The sequence below is a fragment of the Streptomyces sp. LaPpAH-108 genome, assembly GCF_000373625.1.
Lineage (GTDB): Bacteria > Actinomycetota > Actinomycetes > Streptomycetales > Streptomycetaceae > Streptomyces.
The window spans coordinates 21,258-39,206 of record NZ_KB891995.1; the positions used below are offsets into that span (position 1 = coordinate 21,258).

Annotated in this window: 20 protein-coding genes, 4 tRNA genes and 1 pseudogene; 16 read left to right on the forward strand and 9 right to left on the reverse strand. The window is 70.1% G+C overall.

Features of this window, described 5'->3' with window-relative positions; all coding sequences use genetic code 11:
• The first annotated feature begins 46 nt into the window (after window positions 1–46).
• A complete protein-coding gene (locus B079_RS0119075) occupies window positions 47–877 on the forward strand; it encodes a class I SAM-dependent methyltransferase (RefSeq protein WP_199779940.1) in 831 nt (276 codons plus the stop codon).
• Between the two features lie 178 nt (window positions 878–1,055).
• Here B079_RS0119075 and B079_RS0119080 read toward each other — a convergent pair whose 3' ends face one another.
• Window positions 1,056–2,189 (reverse strand): dihydrofolate reductase family protein, encoded by a 1,134-nt coding sequence (locus B079_RS0119080; RefSeq protein ID WP_018547445.1) that lies wholly within the window; start codon window positions 2,187–2,189, stop codon window positions 1,056–1,058.
• 70 nt (window positions 2,190–2,259) lie between these two features.
• Between B079_RS0119080 and B079_RS0119085 the strand changes: the two genes are divergently transcribed.
• Both B079_RS0119085 and B079_RS0119090 read left to right on the forward strand, forming a co-directional pair.
• Window positions 2,260–2,784 (forward strand): MarR family winged helix-turn-helix transcriptional regulator, encoded by a 525-nt coding sequence (locus tag B079_RS0119085; protein ID WP_018547446.1) that lies wholly within the window; start codon window positions 2,260–2,262, stop codon window positions 2,782–2,784.
• Window positions 2,785–2,935: 151 nt separating this feature from the next.
• Window positions 2,936–3,574: a GTP cyclohydrolase II gene (locus tag B079_RS0119090; RefSeq protein ID WP_018547447.1), complete on the forward strand. Its 639-nt coding sequence runs from the start codon at window positions 2,936–2,938 to the stop codon at window positions 3,572–3,574.
• A gap of 45 nt (window positions 3,575–3,619) precedes the next feature.
• Here the strand turns inward: B079_RS0119090 and B079_RS32335 are convergent, their stop codons facing one another.
• Complete coding sequence (locus B079_RS32335) at window positions 3,620–4,327, reverse strand: HNH endonuclease (RefSeq protein ID WP_158685017.1); 708 nt, start codon at window positions 4,325–4,327, stop codon at window positions 3,620–3,622.
• Between the two features lie 251 nt (window positions 4,328–4,578).
• Here B079_RS32335 and B079_RS0119100 point away from each other — a divergent pair, with 251 nt between their 5' ends.
• The 5 genes and pseudogenes from B079_RS0119100 (at window position 4,579) to B079_RS0119120 (ending at window position 7,200) form a co-directional block, all read left to right on the forward strand.
• Window positions 4,579–5,829 (forward strand): helix-turn-helix domain-containing protein, encoded by a 1,251-nt coding sequence (locus B079_RS0119100; RefSeq protein WP_026248852.1) that lies wholly within the window; start codon window positions 4,579–4,581, stop codon window positions 5,827–5,829.
• Between the two features lie 50 nt (window positions 5,830–5,879).
• Window positions 5,880–6,479 carry a hypothetical protein gene (locus tag B079_RS35240; protein WP_158685019.1) on the forward strand — a complete coding sequence of 200 codons (600 nt, stop codon included), beginning with the start codon at window positions 5,880–5,882 and terminating at the stop codon, window positions 6,477–6,479.
• Window positions 6,476–6,634 (forward strand): hypothetical protein, encoded by a 159-nt coding sequence (locus tag B079_RS35245; protein WP_018547451.1) that lies wholly within the window; start codon window positions 6,476–6,478, stop codon window positions 6,632–6,634. Before B079_RS35240 ends, B079_RS35245 begins: the two co-directional genes overlap by 4 nt.
• 223 nt (window positions 6,635–6,857) lie before the next feature.
• Window positions 6,858–6,968 (forward strand): annotated as a pseudogene (locus B079_RS34995) (N-acetylmuramoyl-L-alanine amidase); the annotation flags it as partial.
• A 10-nt stretch (window positions 6,969–6,978) separates the two neighbouring features.
• Window positions 6,979–7,200, forward strand: coding sequence for a hypothetical protein (locus tag B079_RS0119120; protein WP_018547453.1), 222 nt, complete (start codon window positions 6,979–6,981; stop codon window positions 7,198–7,200).
• 310 nt (window positions 7,201–7,510) lie between these two features.
• On the opposite strand, the gene B079_RS0119130 is transcribed toward B079_RS0119120, so the two are convergent.
• Together B079_RS0119130 and B079_RS0119135 are read right to left on the reverse strand one after the other, a co-directional pair.
• Window positions 7,511–7,978: an NUDIX hydrolase gene (locus B079_RS0119130; protein WP_018547455.1), complete on the reverse strand. Its 468-nt coding sequence runs from the start codon at window positions 7,976–7,978 to the stop codon at window positions 7,511–7,513.
• Window positions 7,965–8,723, reverse strand: a complete 759-nt coding sequence (locus B079_RS0119135; RefSeq protein WP_018547456.1) for a DUF5919 domain-containing protein — start codon at window positions 8,721–8,723, stop codon at window positions 7,965–7,967. Before B079_RS0119135 ends, B079_RS0119130 begins: the two co-directional genes overlap by 14 nt.
• A gap of 167 nt (window positions 8,724–8,890) precedes the next feature.
• Between B079_RS0119135 and B079_RS32345 the strand changes: the two genes are divergently transcribed.
• On the forward strand, window positions 8,891–9,265 hold the full coding sequence (locus B079_RS32345; protein ID WP_018547457.1) for a hypothetical protein: 375 nt from the start codon (window positions 8,891–8,893) through the stop codon (window positions 9,263–9,265).
• A complete protein-coding gene (locus B079_RS35250; RefSeq protein ID WP_018547458.1) occupies window positions 9,262–9,414 on the forward strand; it encodes a hypothetical protein in 153 nt (50 codons plus the stop codon). The genes B079_RS32345 and B079_RS35250 overlap by 4 nt, the downstream gene beginning before the upstream one ends.
• Before the next feature lie 41 nt (window positions 9,415–9,455).
• Here B079_RS35250 and B079_RS35930 read toward each other — a convergent pair whose 3' ends face one another.
• From B079_RS35930 to B079_RS0119170, 5 genes are all read right to left on the reverse strand, one after another.
• Window positions 9,456–9,695, reverse strand: coding sequence for a helix-turn-helix domain-containing protein (locus B079_RS35930; protein WP_018547459.1), 240 nt, complete (start codon window positions 9,693–9,695; stop codon window positions 9,456–9,458).
• A gap of 277 nt (window positions 9,696–9,972) precedes the next feature.
• Window positions 9,973–10,045, reverse strand: a tRNA-Lys gene (locus B079_RS0119155).
• Between the two features lie 76 nt (window positions 10,046–10,121).
• A complete protein-coding gene (locus B079_RS0119160) occupies window positions 10,122–11,612 on the reverse strand; it encodes an amino acid permease (RefSeq protein ID WP_018547460.1) in 1,491 nt (496 codons plus the stop codon).
• Window positions 11,613–11,781: 169 nt separating this feature from the next.
• Entirely contained in the window at window positions 11,782–13,914 is a 2,133-nt protein-coding gene (locus B079_RS0119165) for a DEAD/DEAH box helicase (RefSeq protein ID WP_018547461.1), read from the reverse strand.
• 263 nt (window positions 13,915–14,177) lie between these two features.
• A complete protein-coding gene (locus B079_RS0119170) occupies window positions 14,178–14,687 on the reverse strand; it encodes a hypothetical protein (RefSeq protein ID WP_026248854.1) in 510 nt (169 codons plus the stop codon).
• A 131-nt stretch (window positions 14,688–14,818) separates the two neighbouring features.
• Here B079_RS0119170 and B079_RS0119175 point away from each other — a divergent pair, with 131 nt between their 5' ends.
• The 6 genes from B079_RS0119175 (at window position 14,819) to B079_RS0119200 (ending at window position 17,845) form a co-directional block, all read left to right on the forward strand.
• Entirely contained in the window at window positions 14,819–15,169 is a 351-nt protein-coding gene (locus B079_RS0119175) for a metallopeptidase family protein (protein WP_018547463.1), read from the forward strand.
• 104 nt (window positions 15,170–15,273) lie between these two features.
• Window positions 15,274–16,752, forward strand: a complete 1,479-nt coding sequence (locus B079_RS0119180; protein WP_018547464.1) for a metallophosphoesterase family protein — start codon at window positions 15,274–15,276, stop codon at window positions 16,750–16,752.
• A 100-nt stretch (window positions 16,753–16,852) separates the two neighbouring features.
• A tRNA-Glu gene (locus B079_RS0119185) sits at window positions 16,853–16,928 on the forward strand.
• A 232-nt stretch (window positions 16,929–17,160) separates the two neighbouring features.
• Window positions 17,161–17,235, forward strand: a tRNA-Asp gene (locus B079_RS0119190).
• Window positions 17,236–17,259: 24 nt separating this feature from the next.
• Window positions 17,260–17,333: transfer RNA gene (locus B079_RS0119195), tRNA-Phe, on the forward strand.
• Between the two features lie 167 nt (window positions 17,334–17,500).
• Window positions 17,501–17,845: a hypothetical protein gene (locus B079_RS0119200; protein ID WP_018547465.1), complete on the forward strand. Its 345-nt coding sequence runs from the start codon at window positions 17,501–17,503 to the stop codon at window positions 17,843–17,845.
• Window positions 17,846–17,949 lie beyond the last annotated feature (104 nt).

The following is a 17,949-nucleotide window of genomic DNA, read 5'->3' on the forward strand; positions in this document are numbered from 1 at the left end:
GCCGCCCCGCCTTAACAAGTGGGCAACCGCCCATTAGTGTGGGCGCATGCCCACTTTAGCGCAGGGACAGCCGGACGCGTCCGGACCCGAGCCCCACCGCCACCGGCAGACGGCCGAGTCGTTCGGCGTGGATGCCGAACGCTACGACCGCGCCCGACCGCCGTATCCCCAGGCCCTGGTGGACAGGATCGTCGCGGCAAGCCCCGGTCGGCACATCCTCGACGTCGGAGCCGGAACCGGCATCGAGGCCCGGCAATTCCAGGCGGCCAGCTGCACAGTGCTCGGTGTCGAGCCCGACGAGCGGATGGCCGCCTTCGCGCGACGCAGCCGCATCGAGGTCGAGGTCGCCAGGTTCGAGGACTGGCAGCCGGCCGGGCGGCGGTTCGACGCGGTCATCGCCGGCACCGCCTGGCACTGGGTGGACCCCGTCGCCGGCGCGGCCAAGGCGGCCCAGGTGCTCCGGCCCGGCGGCCGACTCGCCCCCTTCCACCACGTCCCCCAGCTCCCGGCCGAGTTGATCGACGCCCTCGCCGAAGCACTCCAACGGGTCGCCCCCGATTCACCGTTCAACCCCGGCCTGCTCAGAGGATCGGCCGTGGACGCCTACCAGCCACTGTTCGCGAAAATCGCCGACGGGATCCGGCAGACCGGCAGCTTCAACGAGCCCGAACAGTGGCGCTTCGCATGGGAGCGCACCTACTCCCGACAGGAGTGGCTCGACCAGCTCCCCACTTTCGGCGGCCTCACCCAACTCCCCGCAGGCAAAATGGCGCAGGTCCTGGACAGCGCCGGAACCGCGATCGACAAGCTCGGCGGCCACGCCACCATGCCCTACACATCCGTCGTGATCACCTCGACCCGCTCCCATACGGCCTGACCACCGCAAACGCCGGGAAAGTTCTCCGGCTTGTTGCACCGGACCTCAGCCCGACGGTCCGTCCCTGCGGGCCACACGATTGCTGAAGATCAGCCGATCGGCCCCCTGCTGACGCAACAGGGAATCCGGAGTTCCAGCAGGACCCATTGCTGACGGAGCGGCTCAACCTACCTGCGCCTCAGGGCAGCAGATGGCCGTTCGGGGCCTTCGCGGCGGCCTCGTACTCGGGCAGCGTCACCACCGTCACGCCCCCGTCCGCGAGCACCCCGGACCCGTCGGCCGCCGTCACGAAGGTGTCCGGTTCGCGCCAGGCGGTGACCACTCGGCGTACGCCCGAGCGCAGGATCAGCCCGGCGCACGGGACGGGCCGGGAGGCGCGGTGGGCGCACGGCTCCAGGCTGCTGTAGACGGTGGCGCCGGGCAGGCGGGGGTCGTCCGGGGCGATCTTCGCGAGGGCGGCCTCCTCCGCGTGGACCACCGGGTCGCCGTCCTCGCGCGAGTGACCGCGCGCCAGCTCGGTGCCGTCGGCGGCGACCACCACCGCGCCGACGCTGAAGGCGGTCTCCGAGGGCGGGCACAGCGCGGCCAGCTCGCAGGCGGTGCCGAGCCAGTGGCGGTCGGCGGCGACGGGCAGCGGTCCGGTGCCGGGGGCGGTGGGCTCGTAGCGCATCAGCACCACGTCCTCGATGCGGCGGCTCTCGGTGAGGCGGAGCCGGCCGCCCTGGTAGGCGCCGGGTCCGAAGAGGCGGGGCGCGGCCGGGTCGCCGACGAAGAGGGGGGCGAGGACGAGCTGGAGTTCGTCGGCGAGGCCCTGCTGGAGGAGCTGGGTGTGCACGGTCCCGCCGCCCTCGACCATCAGGCGCCGTACGCCGCGCTCGTCGTGCAGATGCGTGAGCAGCGCGCGCCAGTCGAGGACGGGGCCGAGGGAGACGACGTCGGCGGTGTCGCCGAGGACGCGGGAGGCCCGCTCGGCGCCCGGGTCCGTCGTATAGACGGCCTTCTCGCCGCCCGTGTGCCAGAAGTTGGCCTTCGGATCGAGGTCGCCGGAGGCGGTGACGGTGACCTTGAGCGGGTACTCCGGCCTGCCCTCGGCCCGGCGGGCGGCGCGGCGGCCCGGGGCGTTGACGAGGAGGCGGGGGTTGTCGGCGCGGATCGTGCCCGCGCCGATCAGGATGGCGTCGACGGAGGCGCGCACCTCGTCCACCCGGTCGAAGTCGGCGGGACTGGAGAGGAGGAGGCGGTCGGGCCCGGTGTCGTCCAGATAGCCGTCGAGGGAGACGGCGGCGGACAGCAGGACGTACGGGTACGGCATCGGCGCGCTCTCTCCGGGTGACTCGCGGGCTGATCTTGGTTCAAGTTTGAAACAAACCTACACTGGCGGCATGACGACCCGCTGGCTCACGCCCGAGGAGCAGCGCGCCTGGCGCGCGTACCTCGCCGCCTCCCGCTTGCTGGAGGACGCGATCGACCGGCAGCTCCAGCAGGACGCCGGGATGCCGCACCTTTTCTACTCGGTCCTGGCCACGCTCTCCGAGGCGCCCGACCGTCGGCTGCGCATGACCGACCTCGCGGAACAGCTGAAGATCACCCGCAGCAGGCTGACGTACGCGGTGACCCGCCTGGAACGGGATGGCCTGGTACGGCGCGAGGACTGCGCCTCGGACCGGCGCAGCAGTCTCGCGGTGCTGACCGAGGAGGGGACCTCTGTCCTGGAGCGTACGGCGCCCGGCCATGTCGGCACGGTCCGCGCGACCCTCTTCGGTCGGCTGGACCCGGAACAGGTACGGCAGTTGGAGGAGATCTGCGCGGAGGTGGCGCGGGGACTCCAGGGCGAGGAGGCGGGGGGTACGGCGGAGGAGGTGCCGTGGCGACGGCGCTCGACGCCGTGCGCGGAGCCGCCGCGCTGAGGCGCGCCGCCAGGCGGCGACGGACACTCGCCGTTGATTGATTCAACTTTGAAGCATGAGATAGGGTCCGGAACCGTACCTGTTTCAAATCTGAAGCAGCTGGAGCGCGGGCGACGACCGCGACGCCGACCGCACGGATCCCGGAGGCCCGATGCCCGACACCCCCGCCGCCACCCCGCGCGCCCGCGTCCGGGTGCCGCTGCGCTTCGGCGACGGCTACGCGGCCGACGCCGAGCTGGTCACCTTCCACGGGCTCACCGACGGCCAGGAACACCTCGCCCTCGTCCTCGGCGACCCCGGCCCGGTGCCGCTGGTGCGGCTGCACTCCGAGTGCCTGACCGGCGACGTCTTCGGCTCGGCCCGCTGCGACTGCGGACCGCAGCTGCGCGAGGCGGTCGAGCGCATCGCCGCACGCGGCGGTGTCCTCCTCTACCTCCGCCAGGAGGGCCGCGGCATCGGCCTCTACAACAAACTCGACGCCTACGCCCTCCAGGACCAGGGCCTCGACACCTACGCCGCCAACACCGCCCTCGGCCTCCCCGAGGACGCCCGCGACTACACCCCCGCCGCCCAGATGCTCCACGCCCTCGGCATCACAGAACTGGACCTCCTCTCCAACAACCCCGACAAATCCGCCCAGTTGCACACCCTGGGCATCTCGGTCCGCACCCGCATCCCGACGGGCGTCTTCACGACACCCCACAACGTGCGTTACCTGCGAGCAAAGGCAGACCAGACCCACCACACGCTCGCACTGCCGGGGTTGGAGGAGGACCAGCAGCCGGCCTGAGGGGTCACCTGGCGACGCGCGCGTTCCGCCGGGGCAACTTTCGGGTCACTGACCGATTTTTCTCTCGCCTGACATCAGATACGCCACGATCAACTTGGCAGCGAGATCGCCTTCCGACACCCCCTCGCTGAACGCCACCTTCGAGAAAGCCATGTGCTGATCATCCGTCAGGATTACGGCATTCAGGTTCCTTGCCTGCGGGTGCCAGTAGCCGCAGCACATGCGTCTTGTACAGATGGCAGCCGCCGACACGTAGACGTTGGGTGTCGTCCAGGGAAGATGGGGATAGCCAGACAATTCCCCTCGACAAGCCTGCAGATACTCCAACATCTCTGCCTTGTTCTTGTGGTGGACGTCACCGTAGTGGTGACGGAACCAGTCCCTGCGGCTCGCTTCGCGGATCTCACGTCGAGTTCGGCTCACGCGCTCCTCGAATCCGTGGAACATCCGAAGGGGCATGCGCCGGGTGTCGAATCCCACGGTCGGCTGCTCGCGATGGAGCTTCTGGTCGATCAACCACTCCATCGCCGTACGCTTGCCCTTCCAGTCATTGCAGGGCTTACACGCCGGCAGAAAGTTCCACCAAACGTCAGCCCCGTTGTCCGCGACGGGTTCCTCGTGGTCAAGGGTTGTCGACGGAGCGACAGCACAGTAGACACACAAGCCTTGGTTCGACGTCAGCGTCATCAGCCATACCCACGTTGGCTGCTTCGCCCGCTTGCCCCGCTGCACACTTTCCGTCACGACTGCCATGAGGATCTCCAACCTCCAGTGCCTTGAGTGAAGGACGCTAACCCCAGCCACTGACAGTGCGTAGTCTTTGATCACAGACAGCTACATTCTGCGTTAACGGGCTCAGAGGCACCTGCCCTGCGGACCTCCAGAAAGTCGCCAACGCGGGCAGGATCATGCCGCGCCTTGAACCTGGCTCCGAAACCGCCCAAAGGAAAAGCCCCGCCCCTACTCTGACAGTGCGACCTGTTCTGAGTGATTGGGGCGAGACCGTGTCATCTGACGCTACCCCGGACCCGTATGCCGACCCGCTTCGATTCGGCCAGCGCGTGCAGATCCTGCGCGAGCGGCGCGGCATGAATCGAACTCAGCTCGCGGACTTGCTCGGCATGTCACCGCACACCCTGAAGAAGATCGAGAACGGGCAGATGAACGCACCCGGCCTCGACATGGTGATGCGAATCGCGGAAGCGCTGCGAGTCCGTGACCTTGCCGACCTCACCGGGCTACCGGACATGCATGTGGATCTCTTCGTCGGCCCTGGCCACCCCCGACTCGCTGCGGTCAAGGCCGCCGTCGACAGCCTCTCCGTCGAGACGAACCCGGAACCGCCGCGCGTACCCCATTTGAAGGCCAGGCTGCGCGCGGCCTGGAAGGCGAGGCACCAGGCTCCCAACCACCGGGAGGCGATCGGGGCGCTGCTTCCCGGGCTGATCCAGGACGCCCAGGTCCTGGCCCGACACGCCGACAGCGCGGCGGACCGGCGGGCGGCACAAGCTCTCCTTGCGCAGACCTACTCCCTGGCGCAGTTCTTCCTCTCCTACCAGCCCGACGCCCCCCTGCTGTGGCGGGTGGCCGAGCGCGGCATGGTCGCCGCGCAGGAATCCGACGACCCACACGCCATCGGCGTCGCCGCGTGGCTCCTCGCGCAGGCACACCGGGACTCCGGACGCCGCCACTTCGACGCCGCCGACACCATCAACCTCCAAGCGCTGAACTTCCTGCGGCCCCTGCTTCCTGACGCGGATGACGACGTACTTGCCATCGCAGGTGCCCTGGAGTTCGAGCTGGGTTACACCGCAGCCCGCCGTCGGGACACCGGGACCGCATGGCGGCACTGGGACAGGGCCAACGAGGTGGCAGACCGACTGCCCGCCGGCTACTACCATCCCGTCACCTCGTTCTCGCGGGCGGTCATGGGCGCGCACGCTGTGACCGTTGCCGTCGAACTTCACCAGGGCGGCGAATCCGTCCGGCAGGCCGCCCGCGCCGATGAACTGACGATCCCCTCCCGGCCGCGCCGAGCCCGCCACCGGATCGAGGAAGCCCGCGGCTACCAGCTCGACAGGCAACCGGACGTCGCGATCGCCACACTGGAAAAGGCGTACCGCGCGGCCCCGGAGACGATCCGGTACAACGGCTATGCCCGCTCCATCCTCCTGGAGGAGGTCGAATCGAAGCAGGCGTCCCGGCGTCGGCGCGCGGCCGAGCTGGCGACCGAGATCGGGGTGCTCACCGCGTAGGGACCGGATCCCGGTCCTCGGTCCTACGGCACCGCCCCTACGGTCACAGCGTGAGGCAGATCACCGTGACCCGGGGAGGCAGCACTGTGCCGCAGGAAACCGATCGTCCGCCCGTGCCGCCGCTCCTGTCTCCGTTATTCGGAGCCGCCGCCGTCCGTACGGACTCCGACCCTTCCGAAGCCGTCGCCGCTTGGCTGGCGGGGGCGCACCCCAAGCCGAAGAGAGTGCTCCGTCACTGGGAAGCGGGCGCGGATGAGCTTCTTCCGCTCGGCGGACGTTTCGCGGCAGTGCGTATCCCTGGTGCCATCCTGCACGCCGCCGTAGGGAGCGATGACGACCAGGCGCTCACCGTCGTCGCCCGCGACACCCTGCGCGGCCCGGTCATCGCCGGAACGTACGCCCGCCGACGGACCTACTGGGCGCTCGTTCCCTGGCGTGCACACGTGTACTGGCCCAGCTACCTCACAGACACCCCGTATCTGGGTTCCGGCAGCTATCTGACCGTGCCCCCTCCCACCTGTATCAAGGAGCCCATCCCCTACTGGGTGACGCCGCCGCGCTACCGCTACGACCTCTGCTCTCGAGAGCATGTCTTCAACGTCATCATCCGCGGCTGCAGCGCCATGTCCCGGGAGGCGGGAAGCCGGTGATCTGCTCGCGCTGCGGCGCGCTCATCCAGGGAACACCCCTCGCGGTCTGCGTGGAGACCGGCTCGGCCGTGTCCGCGACCATCTACATCTGTCCCACCCCGTGCAAGTCCGAGGCCACCCGGCAGACCACGTCCAAGCCCGGCTCCGGCCAGTAGCTCTGCCCAGGGGAGGACGTCGAGGCAGACCGGGGCCATGAACTCAGCTTGCTTTGCACTTCGGTTGAGCCTCGGTGGAGCACCGGTGGAGCAGGGGCCTCGGAAGCGCCCAGAAAAGCGCACGCCCCCAGCTCGGTACCTCTCTGAGCTGGGGGCGTTCTCGTAGGCCCTGTGGGACTCGAACCCACAACCAATGGATTAAAAGGACGTGTGGGGCTCCGGAGACGTCGCCTCGTACGCGGCCTGGCAGCGCAAGTGCGGCTACACCGGGACCGCCGCCGACGGCATCCCCGGCAAGACGTCCTGGGACAAGCTCCACGTCCCCAACACCTGAGAGGCCTCTCATGAAGGACACGACGAAGCGCACCCTCCGCACCATGGTGCAGACGACGCTCGGCATCGCCGCCGTACTCCCCGCGATCGTCCAGGCCTCCGGCATCCCCGCCGCCCTCCCGTGGGCTGCCGCCGCCCTCGCGATCGCCGCGGGCGTCACCCGGGTCATGGCCATCCCTGTCGTGCAGGCGCTGCTTCCGGCCTGGCTGCGTACCGGGAAGGTGGACAGATGACGGTGGGCCCGGACCCGGGCGTGTTCATCAGCAGCGCCCAGATGTACCAGGAGCTGCGGACCTTGTCGGACGGGATCACCCGCGTGGAGACCAAGCTGGACACGATCAGCAAGGACCTCACCGAGGTGACGAAGGACCTGACGGACCACGAGACCCGCATCCGCTCCCTCGAGCAGACGGTGTGGCGGGCGGCGGGCGGCGGGCGGCGCCGCCGTCCTCGGCGCGGGCGCCGGCATCCTCGCCCAATACCTGATGCACTGACCGCCGCCCCGCCCTCCGGGAGGGCGGGGCCGCTTCATCATGTCGGGGATCAGCCGAGAACGGGCATATCTCCCGCGAGATAGTCGGTCACCCGTCGGCGGATGCTCGTCACCATGGGCAGGTCGTCGATCTCCGACGGATCGAACCAGCGCACCTCGGTCGACTCATCGGACACTGCGAGCTGGCCGCCGACCGGGCGCGCGAGGAAGCAGATCGAGAACTCCTGCCGCACCTCGCCGTCGTCGTAGGCGAAGACGTGCCCGGGATCGGTGTAGATGCCGACGATGCCGACCAGTTGGACGTCGTAGCCTGTCTCCTCGCGAGTCTCTCGGATCGCGCAGCCGGGCAGGGACTCGCCGATCTCCATCCGGCCGCCGGGGAGGGCCCACATGCCGTTGTCGACGCGCCGCTGGAGCAGGATGCGGCCGTGGTCGTCGACCACCACCGCCGAGGCCGCGGGTACCAAGCTGTTCGCCGCCGGGGCGTCGGGGTCGTTCTCGTAGTCACGCCTGCCCATGGGTCTCCGTCCATACGGGGGTGCCGCGTCGCCATAGCTCTTCGACGTGCGAGGCGAAGCGGTCGAACATGCCGTCCGCCTGGCACCGGCGCAGGTGCAGCGTCGGCGCGTCGTGGCCAATGCTGTGCGTCAGCAGCGGGGTCACGATCATGTCCTCGTCGAAGCGGAACACGGACAGGTGCGCGTGCCCCGCGCTGTAGCGAGCGTCCACCCCGTCCTGGCTGCGGAGCTTCTCCAGCTCGGCGAGCGTGACCCGGATGCGCGTGGACAGCGACAGCGCGACATCCTCGTCCTCTTCCCGGGCACGGGTGAGGTCGCTGTCGGGGTCGCCCACGAGGAAGCGGATGCGACAGCCGGCGGACGCCTTGCGCCGGAGCGCGGTGCCGAACCGGGCCTGCTCCAGCCAGAGGAAGTAGTTGGTGTACCCGGCGAAGACGAGCTGCGTCCCGGCGCGGGTGATCAACGTCCGCCACAGGGAGGCCGGGACCGCCGAACGGTAGGGGTAGACGGACACGACCTCGCGGTCAGGGCCCACCTTGAGCGCCTTCTTCGCTGCTGCCGGCCACAGCACGTCTTCCTCCTTTCCGAGCGCCGCCGCAGCAGCCCACCTATGCCGGGCGTGCGGCACCCGACCGGCTTCCGTGATCCACCGGGCGACGGTCTTCACGTCCACACCGCACTTCTCGGCGAGCTGGCGGTCCGTCATCGTCGCCTCAGCCATCGCTTGCTGCAACGCCTCGTTCATCCGCTTCCCCCTGGGACGTTCAGCACGCTTCACAAGGTAGCCCGCACTTCGTCCCCAACGGCCCGAAAACGGGGTTGGAACGCCCCAGACGAGGGACCACGGTGAGATCAAAAGCCCCCGCAACCGCAGCAACGGTCCGGGGTGTGGCCGACTGCGAAGGAGTCGACGTGAGCCACCGCACCGTCGCGCCCACCGCCCCGTCAGGGCGCCTACCCGCCGACGTCTCCCCGACGGCGTACCTGCCGCTGCCCGACCTGGACGACCTGACCATCGAGCAGGCCGCCGGCCGCGCGTGCGTGTGGGGTGGCCAGCCGATCACCATCACCAGGTCGACCGACCTCGGCGAGCAGACCACCGGCGGGCGGCACTGGTTCCCGCGCGCCTGCGGCATCTGCTACCTCCAGCGGGTCGCCGACCTCTTCTTCGCCCACGAGCGGGACTGCCCGCTGTGCCACGACGACGACCGCCACACGGAGCGCGACACCTCCCGCGCCCTCAACTGGCTCGTGCGCCGCGGCTACCTCACCGGAGGCTGCCGATGATCTGCCACCGCTGCCAGAACATCATCGAGGGCGAACCACAGACGGTGTCCGTGGAGACCGGGTCCGGTGTGTCCGCGGACATCTACATCTGCCCGAAGTCATGCCTGCCCGACAACATCCGCCGGGACGTGGCCCGCGACGACGACTAGCCGCCCGGGGCTGGGACGCCGCCGATCGCCCCGGCCCCGGGTCAACCCACCAGCTCCGACAGCGGAACGCCGATCGCCCGCGCGATCCGGAGCAGCGTCTCCAACTTCGGGTTCTTGGTGCCGTTCTCCACGTGCTGGTAGTACGTGCGGCTCAACGGGGCCCGGAGGAAGACCTGCTGCTGGGTGAGCCCCCGCTCCTCCCGGACCTCTCGGATACGCCGACCGATGCGCACGCGCTCCTCGCGCAGCCAGGCGTCATCGTCAGTGAGGTCGGTAGGCACTCGACACACCGTCTGGCCTGGGGGATCATGTGTCAGCCCTCCCCCGGATGGCTTTTTGTGATCTTGATACCCCACAGGCTGCCGACGCGCTGGAGCTAGGACTCCGGAGAGGGCGCCGAGGCAGAGCAGGGCGGTCATCACCGTGGATGACCGCCCGCTCTCATGTACCCCCGCTTTCCTGACCCCTTGGGCCAGCAGCGGGCCAGCAAACGATCAAGACACCCCAGAAAAGCGCACGCCCCCAGCTCGGTACCTCTCTGAGCTGGGGGCGTTCTCGTAGGCCCTGTGGGACTCGAACCCACAACCAATGGATTAAAAGTCCACTGCTCTGCCAATTGAGCTAAGGGCCCAGGCGATGTTGCCTGTCCGAGCATAGCGGGAGGTGGCCGTGTCTCCGATCGGGTATCGGGGACACGGCCGCGTCGGTCACTCCTCGGGCCGGGCCAGGAACCAGTGGCGGGCCGAGGCGAGCCACCAGGTGGCGGCGAAGCCGAGGACGACCAGGACGGCGATCGGGGCGTAGTTGAAGGTTTCCCAGGTGACGGGGGAGACCTGGGGGAGCATGAAGAGGATCGTGATCAGGACGACCCAGGTGACCGAGAGGAGGCCGATGGGACGGGACCAGCGGCCCAGGTGCCAGGGGCCGCGGACGAAGGCGTCGCCCTTGCGGACGCGGAGCAGGGTCGGGATGACGTAGGCGATGTAGAGGCCGATGACCGCGATGGAGGTCACCGCCGCGTAGGCCGTGGAGTTGATCAGGTACGGGAGGCCGAGGACCAGGGCGCCCAGGGCCGCCAGCCAGACCGCCGCGACCGGGGTGCGGGTGCGGGGGCTGACCGTGTGCCAGACGCGGGAGAAGGGCAGCGCGCCGTCGCGGGAGAAGGCGTAGATCATGCGGCTGTTGGCCGTCACGGAGGCCATGCCGCAGAAGAGCTGGGCGCCGATCACGACCAGGAGCAGGAGCTTGCCGGTCGTGGCACCGAGGGCATCCAGGAGGATCTGGGCCGGGGGCGCGCCCGTCGGGGACTCCAGCGCCTTGTCGTACGACTGGATCGCGAAGGTGAAGCCGAGGAGCAGGACGAAGCCCGCGATCCAGGAGGTCCAGATGGAGCGGACGATGCCCTTGGGGCCCGCCGTCGCCGCGTCGTGGGTCTCCTCGGTCATGTGGGCGGAGGCGTCGTAGCCGGTGAAGGTGTACTGCGCCATGAGCAGGCCGAGCAGGACGACGTAGAAGGAGCTGCCCCAGCCGGTCTCGTTGACGAACTTCGTGAACACGAAGGACGCCGACTGGTGGTGGTCCGGCAGGATCGCCAGGGCGCCGACGATGACGGCCACGCCCACCACGTGCCACCACACGCTGACGCTGTTGAGCAGCGCGACGATCCGGACGCCGAAGGTGTTCAGCAGGCCGTGCAGCAGGAGGATCGCGGCGAAGAGGAGGACCGTGCGGCCGGGGGTCACCTCGAAGCCGAACTGGAGGTTCAGCCACGCGCCGAGGAAGGACGCGGCGCCGAAGTCGATGCCCGCGGTCACCGCGACCTGCCCCAGCACGTTGAACCACCCCGTGAACCACGCCCACGCCGCCGCCGACCGCTCCGGGGCGAGCCGGTGCGCCCAGAAGTACAGCCCCGCCGAGGTCGGATACGCGGAGCAGATCTCGGCCATCGACAGCCCGACGAACAGCGTCATCAGGCCGACCGCCACCCAGCCCCAGGTGATCACCGCCGGGCCGCCGGTCACCATGCCGAAGAGATACAGCGTGAGACACCCGGACAGCACCGAGATGATCGTGAAGGACACGGCGTAGTTCGAGAACGCCGACATCCGCCGCGCCAGCACCTGGGTGTAGCCGAGCTGGGCGAGCCGCTCCTCGTCGGAGAGGACCGGCTCGCCACCGATTTTCGTATCGTCTGTCATGCCCCCAGCAATTCCCTGGGGGTCGACGTGACATGCGTCACGCGATGGCCGGAAACCACCGGAAACCATCGGGTAACACGAAGGGCCCGTACGGAAGCGAATCCGTACGGGCCCTTCGTCAGCTCAAGCTCAAGCTCGGGTCAAGGCCCAGGCTCGGGCTCACGCGCCGTCAGCCGTTGCGCTTCCAGCGGGGCTTGTCGTCGCGGCGGCCGAAGGAGGAGGAAGAGCCGCCGGTGTTGCCCCGGTGGTCGTCACGGCGGCCGTACGGGCGGTCGTGGCCGCCAGTGCGGAAGCCCGGGCGGTCGTCGCGGCGGTCGCGGTTGAACGGACGGTCGCTGCCCCGGTGGCCGGTGCGGTCGTCACGGCGGAAGCCGCCCCGGTCGTCACGGCGCTCGAAGGTGCGGCCACCCCGGTCGTCGCGACGCTCGAAGCCGCCACGGTCACCTCGGTCGCCCCGGTCGTTGCGGTCGCGGTCGAAGCTGCGGCCACCACGGTCATCGCGGCGCTCGAAACCCCGGCCGCCCCGGTCGTCGCGACGCTCGAAGCCACGGTTGCCCCGGTCGTCACGGCGCTCGAAACCGCCACGGTCACCACGGTCGTTGCGGTCACGGTCGAAGCCACGACCACCACGGTCGTCACGACGCTCGAAACCCCGGCCACCACGGTCATCGCGACGCTCAAAGCCACCACGGCCGCCCCGGTCGTCACGGCGCTCGAAGCCACGGCCACCGCGCTCGTCACGACGCTCGAAGCCACGCCCACCGCGCTCGGTCTCGCGCGCGGCCGGACGCTCCGCCTCGGCGGACGCCTCGGCCACGGCCTGCTCGGCGGACGCCTGGGCCTCGGCGACGGCGGCCTCGGGGTCCTCGCCACGGTCGCGGGCGACCCGGGCCACGAGGCGGTCGGCCTCGTCGCGCAGCTCCGCGGCGCGGCGCTGCGCGCGCTCCAGCTCCTTGGTGAGCTGGGCGACCTCGCGCTCGGCCTGCTGCGCGGCGTTGCCCGCCGACTCGGCCTGGACCTCGGTCATGGAGCGGGCGCCGGTGATCTCGGCGACCTCGGCGTCGAAGGCGTCGCCGCCCTGGATGATGTGCCGCCCGGCGTCGACACCGGCGTCCTCCATCAGACGGAAGATCTGACGGCGCTGGTGCGGCAGCGACAGGGAGACGACCGTGCCGGTACGGCCCGCACGGGCGGTACGGCCCGCACGGTGCAGGTAGTCCTTGTGGTCGCCCGCCGGGTCGACGTTCAGGACCAGGTCGATGCCGTCGACGTGGATACCGCGCGCGGCGACGTCGGTGGCGACCAGGACGTTGACGTAACCGTCCTTGAAGTCGGCCAGGGTGCGGGTGCGGGCGCCCTGGGTCATGCCGCCGTGCAGCGCGTCGGCCTTCACGCCGGACTCGCGCAGCTGCTCGGCGACGCGGTCGGCGCCCAGCTGGGTGCGGACGAAGATGATCGTGCGGCCCTTGCGGGAGGCGATCGCGGCGGTGACCGGCGCCTTGTCCTTGGGCTTCACGATGAGGATGTGGTGCGACATGGTCGTGACGTTGCCCTGGGCGCTGTCGACCTCGTGCGTGACCGGGTCGTTCAGGTAGCGCTTGACCAGCGTGGAGATCTCGTTCTCCATAGTGGCCGAGAACAGCATCCGCTGGCCGCCGGCCGGGACCTGGTCCAGCAGCTCGGTGACCTCGGGCAGGAAGCCCAGGTCGGACATCTGGTCGGCCTCGTCGAGGACGGCGATCTGGACGTCCTCGAGCGAGCAGGCGCCGCGGTTGATGATGTCGCGCAGACGGCCCGGGGTGGCGACGAGGACGTCGACGCCGCGCTCCAGAGCGTAGATCTGGTTGCCCATCGAGGTACCGCCGCAGACGACCTTCATCTTCAGGCCGAGGACGTCGCCGTAGGGCTGGAGGGCGTCGGCGACCTGCATCGCCAGCTCGCGGGTCGGCGTCATGATGACGGCGCGCGGGCGCTTCTTCTCGGTGCGGCCACCGGCCAGCGTGGCCAGGGTGGGCAGACCGAAGGAGAGGGTCTTGCCGGAGCCGGTGCGGCCACGGCCGAGGATGTCCTTGCCGGCCAGGGCGTCCGGGATGGTCGCGGCCTGGATCGGGAACGGCGTGGTGACGCCGTTCTGCGCGAGCTTGCGCACGATGCCCTCGGGCAGACCGAGGTCGGCGAAGGTGATCTGGGGGGTGTCGGTGGTGTCGTCGGCCTCGACGACTGCGGTGACCTCGTTCGTCTCGTCGACGGGGGTGTCCCCGTCCTCGAGCGCGACGAACTGGTCAGTACTGGAAACGGACATGCGAATGCGAAACCTTCCGGAGTCTCTCGGCACGCGCCCGTCAACTCCGTGATTCGCACAACACAACCGCCTCAATGCGGTCCGTCACGGCAAAGGAGAGTACGCGCCACACGGCGCGCTCTGCGATGGCGCCGGGCAAATGGGATCAAACGATCTACCACCATACGCACCCCCCACCCCCGAAGGCAAACCCGCTCGTGAGGGCCCTGTCCGGCCCCCGAAAGCCGCCTGTCCGGCCCCAGGGGAGGCGTGCATGGAGGTTGTTACGCGGCCACGGCCGCCGCCCGGAGCGGCACCCGCTCGACCAGCTGCGGCCCGGGGTCCTCGTGCGCCGAGGACGACGGCTCGGCCGACGGGGGCGTGGTGTCCGGCGGCGGCGCGCTGGAGGCGGGCGGCTCCGGCGGGGCGGAGCTGACGGGCGGGGTCGGCGGCACATTGGTCGGGGCAGGCTCGCCGGGGCGCACGGTCTGGCCCGGCTTCGACGGCGCCGCGGAGCGGTCGTGCTTGCCGGAGGCGCTGGCGGACGCCGAGGCCGACTCGCCCGGCTTCTTCTTGCCGCCGTGCCCGTGTTTGTCGTCGCCCGCCGCCTCCTCGAACCCGGCTCCGCCGCCGCCCGCGATCGGCCCACCGCCCGGCACCCCGCCCTGGCGCTGCCCCGCCGAGTGCTCGGGCCGGGCGGGCCCCGCGTCCTCCCCCACGCGCACGCAGCCTGCGGCAGCGGCGGCGGCCAGCACCGTGACGACCAGACGGACGGGTACGTACTTGGGGCGCACGGCGGCCACCTCCGGGACAAGGGAAGGAGTCGACCTGTCCAACTCCCGCCGCCCGCAAGAGGACACGCCCGTTGTTCGAACCCGCTCACCCTCAGCCGCCGTACGGGCCGTCCGTCCCCGACAATGGCGGTGTGCTGGAGATGACACGCGACAGGTTCGAAGAGCTGGTGAGCGAGGCCCTGGACCGGATCCCGCCGGAACTGACGCGGGTCATGGACAACGTGGCCGTCTTCGTGGAGGACGAGCCGCCCGCCCACGACCCGGAACTGCTCGGCCTCTACGAGGGCACCCCGCTCACCGAACGCGGTGAGTGGTACGCCGGGGTCCTCCCCGACCGCATCTCGATCTACATGGGCCCGATCCTGCGGTTCTGCGCCACGCAGGAGGAGGTGGTGGACGAGGTGGCCGTCACGGTCGTGCACGAGGTCGCCCACCACTTCGGCATCGAGGACGCCCGGCTGCACGAGCTGGGCTGGGGCTGAGCTTCGGCCCGGACCGAGCCGGAGCCCCGGCCTGCGCTGAGCCGGACCGGGGCCTCGCCGGGCCACCCCGCATATCCCGTGGCGCCGCTGGGCATACGGCCCCAATGCCCCGCGTCCCCGCCGCCCCGCTCCGCCGCCGGAACCGGACCACGGACCGCCGCCCCCTCCCCTTCCTCGCCCTCGCCGCCCGTCCCCGCCCCTGGCTGCGGGCGCTCGGCCTCGTCACGGTCGTGCTCACCGGGGCCTGGCTGGGGCTGCTGGCCGTCGGGAACGTCCGCACCCCGGTCGGCCCGATGGACACCACCATGGCGCTGCGGCCCTCCCTCAGCGGCGGCACGAAGATCAACGTCTCGCCGCTGGGCGCCCTCACCCTGGACAGCCATGTCGCCCCGCTCCGCCTGGACGTCGACGTGGACCAGCTGGACCCGGTGCGCGCCCAGGCGCTGGTGGACCACCCGGAGCGGCTGTCGGGGCTCCAGCAGGAGATCACCGACGATGTCGAGCACGGCACGCTCGACCTCGCGGTGCGTTCCTCGGTCGCCGTCGTCACCGGCGCGGCGCTGCTCGGCCTCGCGGTGTACCGCAGGCCCCGCCGCGCACTGGCGGCCGGCGGGCTGGCCCTCGCCCTGCTCGCGGCTTCGGGCGTCTCCGCGTACGCCACATGGAACCCGCGCTCGGTCCTGGAGCCCCGCTTCTCCGGGCTGCTGTCCTCGGCCCCGTCGGTGGTGGGCAACGCACGCAGCATCGTCAGCGAGTTCGACGTCTACCAGAAGGAGCTGGCCCGCCTGGTGACGAACGTGACGAAGCTGTACGACGTCGCGTCCACGCTCCCCGCCTACCAGCCCGACCCCTCCACGATCCGGGTGCTGCACGTGTCGGACATCCATCTCAACCCGGCGAGCTGGAAGATCATCGAGTCGCTGGTGACCCAGTACAAGGTGAACGTGATCGTGGACTCCGGCGACACCATGGACCACGGCACGGCGGCGGAGAACGGCTTCCTGGACCCGATCAAGGATCTGGGCGTGCCGTACGTGTGGGTCAGGGGCAACCACGACTCCGAGGCCACCCAGCGCTATCTGGAGCGCATGAAGAACGTGCACGTCCTGGACGACGGCCGGGCCGAGACGGTTGCCGGGGTGCGGTTCGCGGGGATAGGAGACCCCCAGTTCACGCCCGACCGCTCCCGGCCGACCGGCGGGGACGCGGCCGAGCGGCTGGCCGGGGCGCGGCTGGCGTCGGCACTGCGGGACCAGCGGACCAAGGGCACTCCGGTGGACATCGCGGTGGCCCATGAACCGGTGGCGGCGCAGGAGACGGACGGGACGGTGCCGCTCGTGCTCTGCGGGCATCTGCACACCGAGGGGACGAAGATCCTGCCGCTGGGCACCCGGCTGCGCCGCGAGGGCTCGACCGGCGGCAGCGGGCTGCGGGCGGTCGAGGGCCAGTACCCGGCACCGGTCGAGGCGTCGATCCTCTACCTGGACCGCGACACCCGCAGGCTCCAGGCGTGGGACGAGATCAGACTGGGCGGTCTGGGGCGGACGACGGCCGAGGTCAGCCGTCATCTGGTCAAGAAGTGAGTCACCGGGGGTGCCGCGAAGTGTTTTGCCGATACCACCGCCCATCCCCTATGCTGCTCACGTCCCCGACGCGCTGCGAAGCGCCCACGGCGGGCCGATAGCCCTCATCGTCTAGCGGCCTAGGACGCCGCCCTTTCAAGGCGGTAGCACGGGTTCGAATCCCGTTGGGGGCACCACAGCAGACTTGTCACGAAACCCGCTCTGATCCAGGGCGGGTTTTCGCGTTCCCAGGGGCATCTCCCTGGCACCCTCCCCCTCGGAGCCTGGGGAATCACGTTTTCGGAGCACCCCCGGTGCTCTGATACGCTTCTCCAGCGACGTCAGCCCAACAGATGCGCACCTCACAGCAGGTGGGAATCACGTTGGGGAGACCCGCAACCGTGTGCGACACTGTCGTACACAGCGCCTGGTCCTGTGGAGCAGTTTGGAGTGCTCGCCACCCTGTCAAGGTGGAGGCCGCGGGTTCAAATCCCGTCAGGACCGCTGAGGTTTCACGTGAAACCTCGTGGCTGGGTAGCTCAGTTGGTACGAGCGATCGCCTGAAAAGCGATAGGTCGCCGGTTCGACCCCGGCCCCAGCCACAACCGCCCTCACCAGGGCCGACACCCCCTCCGGAGTCTCCGGCGGGGGTGTTTTCGTAGGTCAGGGGACTGCCGTCGAGCTGCCCTGGAGCGCGGTTGCGGGGTTCGGGGGCCGGGGCCACAGTGAAATACGGCCATCCGTGGGAAATCACCCCGAGGGAGTGCCTATGCCCGTCACGAAAAGACAGCGGACGGCAGTGTTCAGCTCGATGTTCGTAGCTGCGGCCGTCGTTCTCGCTCCGGTCTCCTTCCAGCAGGTCGCGTCGGCGGCACCCGCCACCGCGCGGACCGGGACGGTGACGACGCTTCCGGCTTCACCCAGGGACTACCAGCAGGGCTTCCGGGACGGCTTCAGGTCGGGCTTCCGGGACGGTCAGCGCACGTGCCACCACCGCAATGACGGCCACCGTCAGTTCCCGGTCCGCTCGCTGGTGGACCCGCGCGGGGACTACCAGAACGGCTTCAAGGACGGGTACCGGTCCGGGTTCAGGTCCGGACAGCGAAGCTGCTGAGCCGAGGCGGCGAAGCCGCCGAGCCAGGACAGCGCAAGCCACCTAGTCAGGGAGACGGGCCCGTGCGCGGGCCCGTCCGCCTGAGAGCGCCGGAGCGGCAAATC

Coding starts and splice junctions, on each gene's coding strand:
- B079_RS0119075 (WP_199779940.1), top strand. CDS start 47: ATGCCCACTTTAGCGCAGGGACAGCCGGACGCGTCCGGACCCGAGCCC.
- B079_RS0119080 (WP_018547445.1), bottom strand. CDS start 2,189: ATGCCGTACCCGTACGTCCTGCTGTCCGCCGCCGTCTCCCTCGACGGC.
- B079_RS0119085 (WP_018547446.1), top strand. CDS start 2,260: ATGACGACCCGCTGGCTCACGCCCGAGGAGCAGCGCGCCTGGCGCGCG.
- B079_RS0119090 (WP_018547447.1), top strand. CDS start 2,936: ATGCCCGACACCCCCGCCGCCACCCCGCGCGCCCGCGTCCGGGTGCCG.
- B079_RS32335 (WP_158685017.1), bottom strand. CDS start 4,327: ATGGCAGTCGTGACGGAAAGTGTGCAGCGGGGCAAGCGGGCGAAGCAG.
- B079_RS0119120 (WP_018547453.1), top strand. CDS start 6,979: ATGAAGGACACGACGAAGCGCACCCTCCGCACCATGGTGCAGACGACG.
- B079_RS0119130 (WP_018547455.1), bottom strand. CDS start 7,978: ATGGGCAGGCGTGACTACGAGAACGACCCCGACGCCCCGGCGGCGAAC.
- B079_RS0119135 (WP_018547456.1), bottom strand. CDS start 8,723: ATGAACGAGGCGTTGCAGCAAGCGATGGCTGAGGCGACGATGACGGAC.
- B079_RS35250 (WP_018547458.1), top strand. CDS start 9,262: ATGATCTGCCACCGCTGCCAGAACATCATCGAGGGCGAACCACAGACG.
- B079_RS0119160 (WP_018547460.1), bottom strand. CDS start 11,612: ATGACAGACGATACGAAAATCGGTGGCGAGCCGGTCCTCTCCGACGAG.
- B079_RS0119165 (WP_018547461.1), bottom strand. CDS start 13,914: ATGTCCGTTTCCAGTACTGACCAGTTCGTCGCGCTCGAGGACGGGGAC.
- B079_RS0119180 (WP_018547464.1), top strand. CDS start 15,274: ATGCCCCGCGTCCCCGCCGCCCCGCTCCGCCGCCGGAACCGGACCACG.
- B079_RS0119200 (WP_018547465.1), top strand. CDS start 17,501: ATGCCCGTCACGAAAAGACAGCGGACGGCAGTGTTCAGCTCGATGTTC.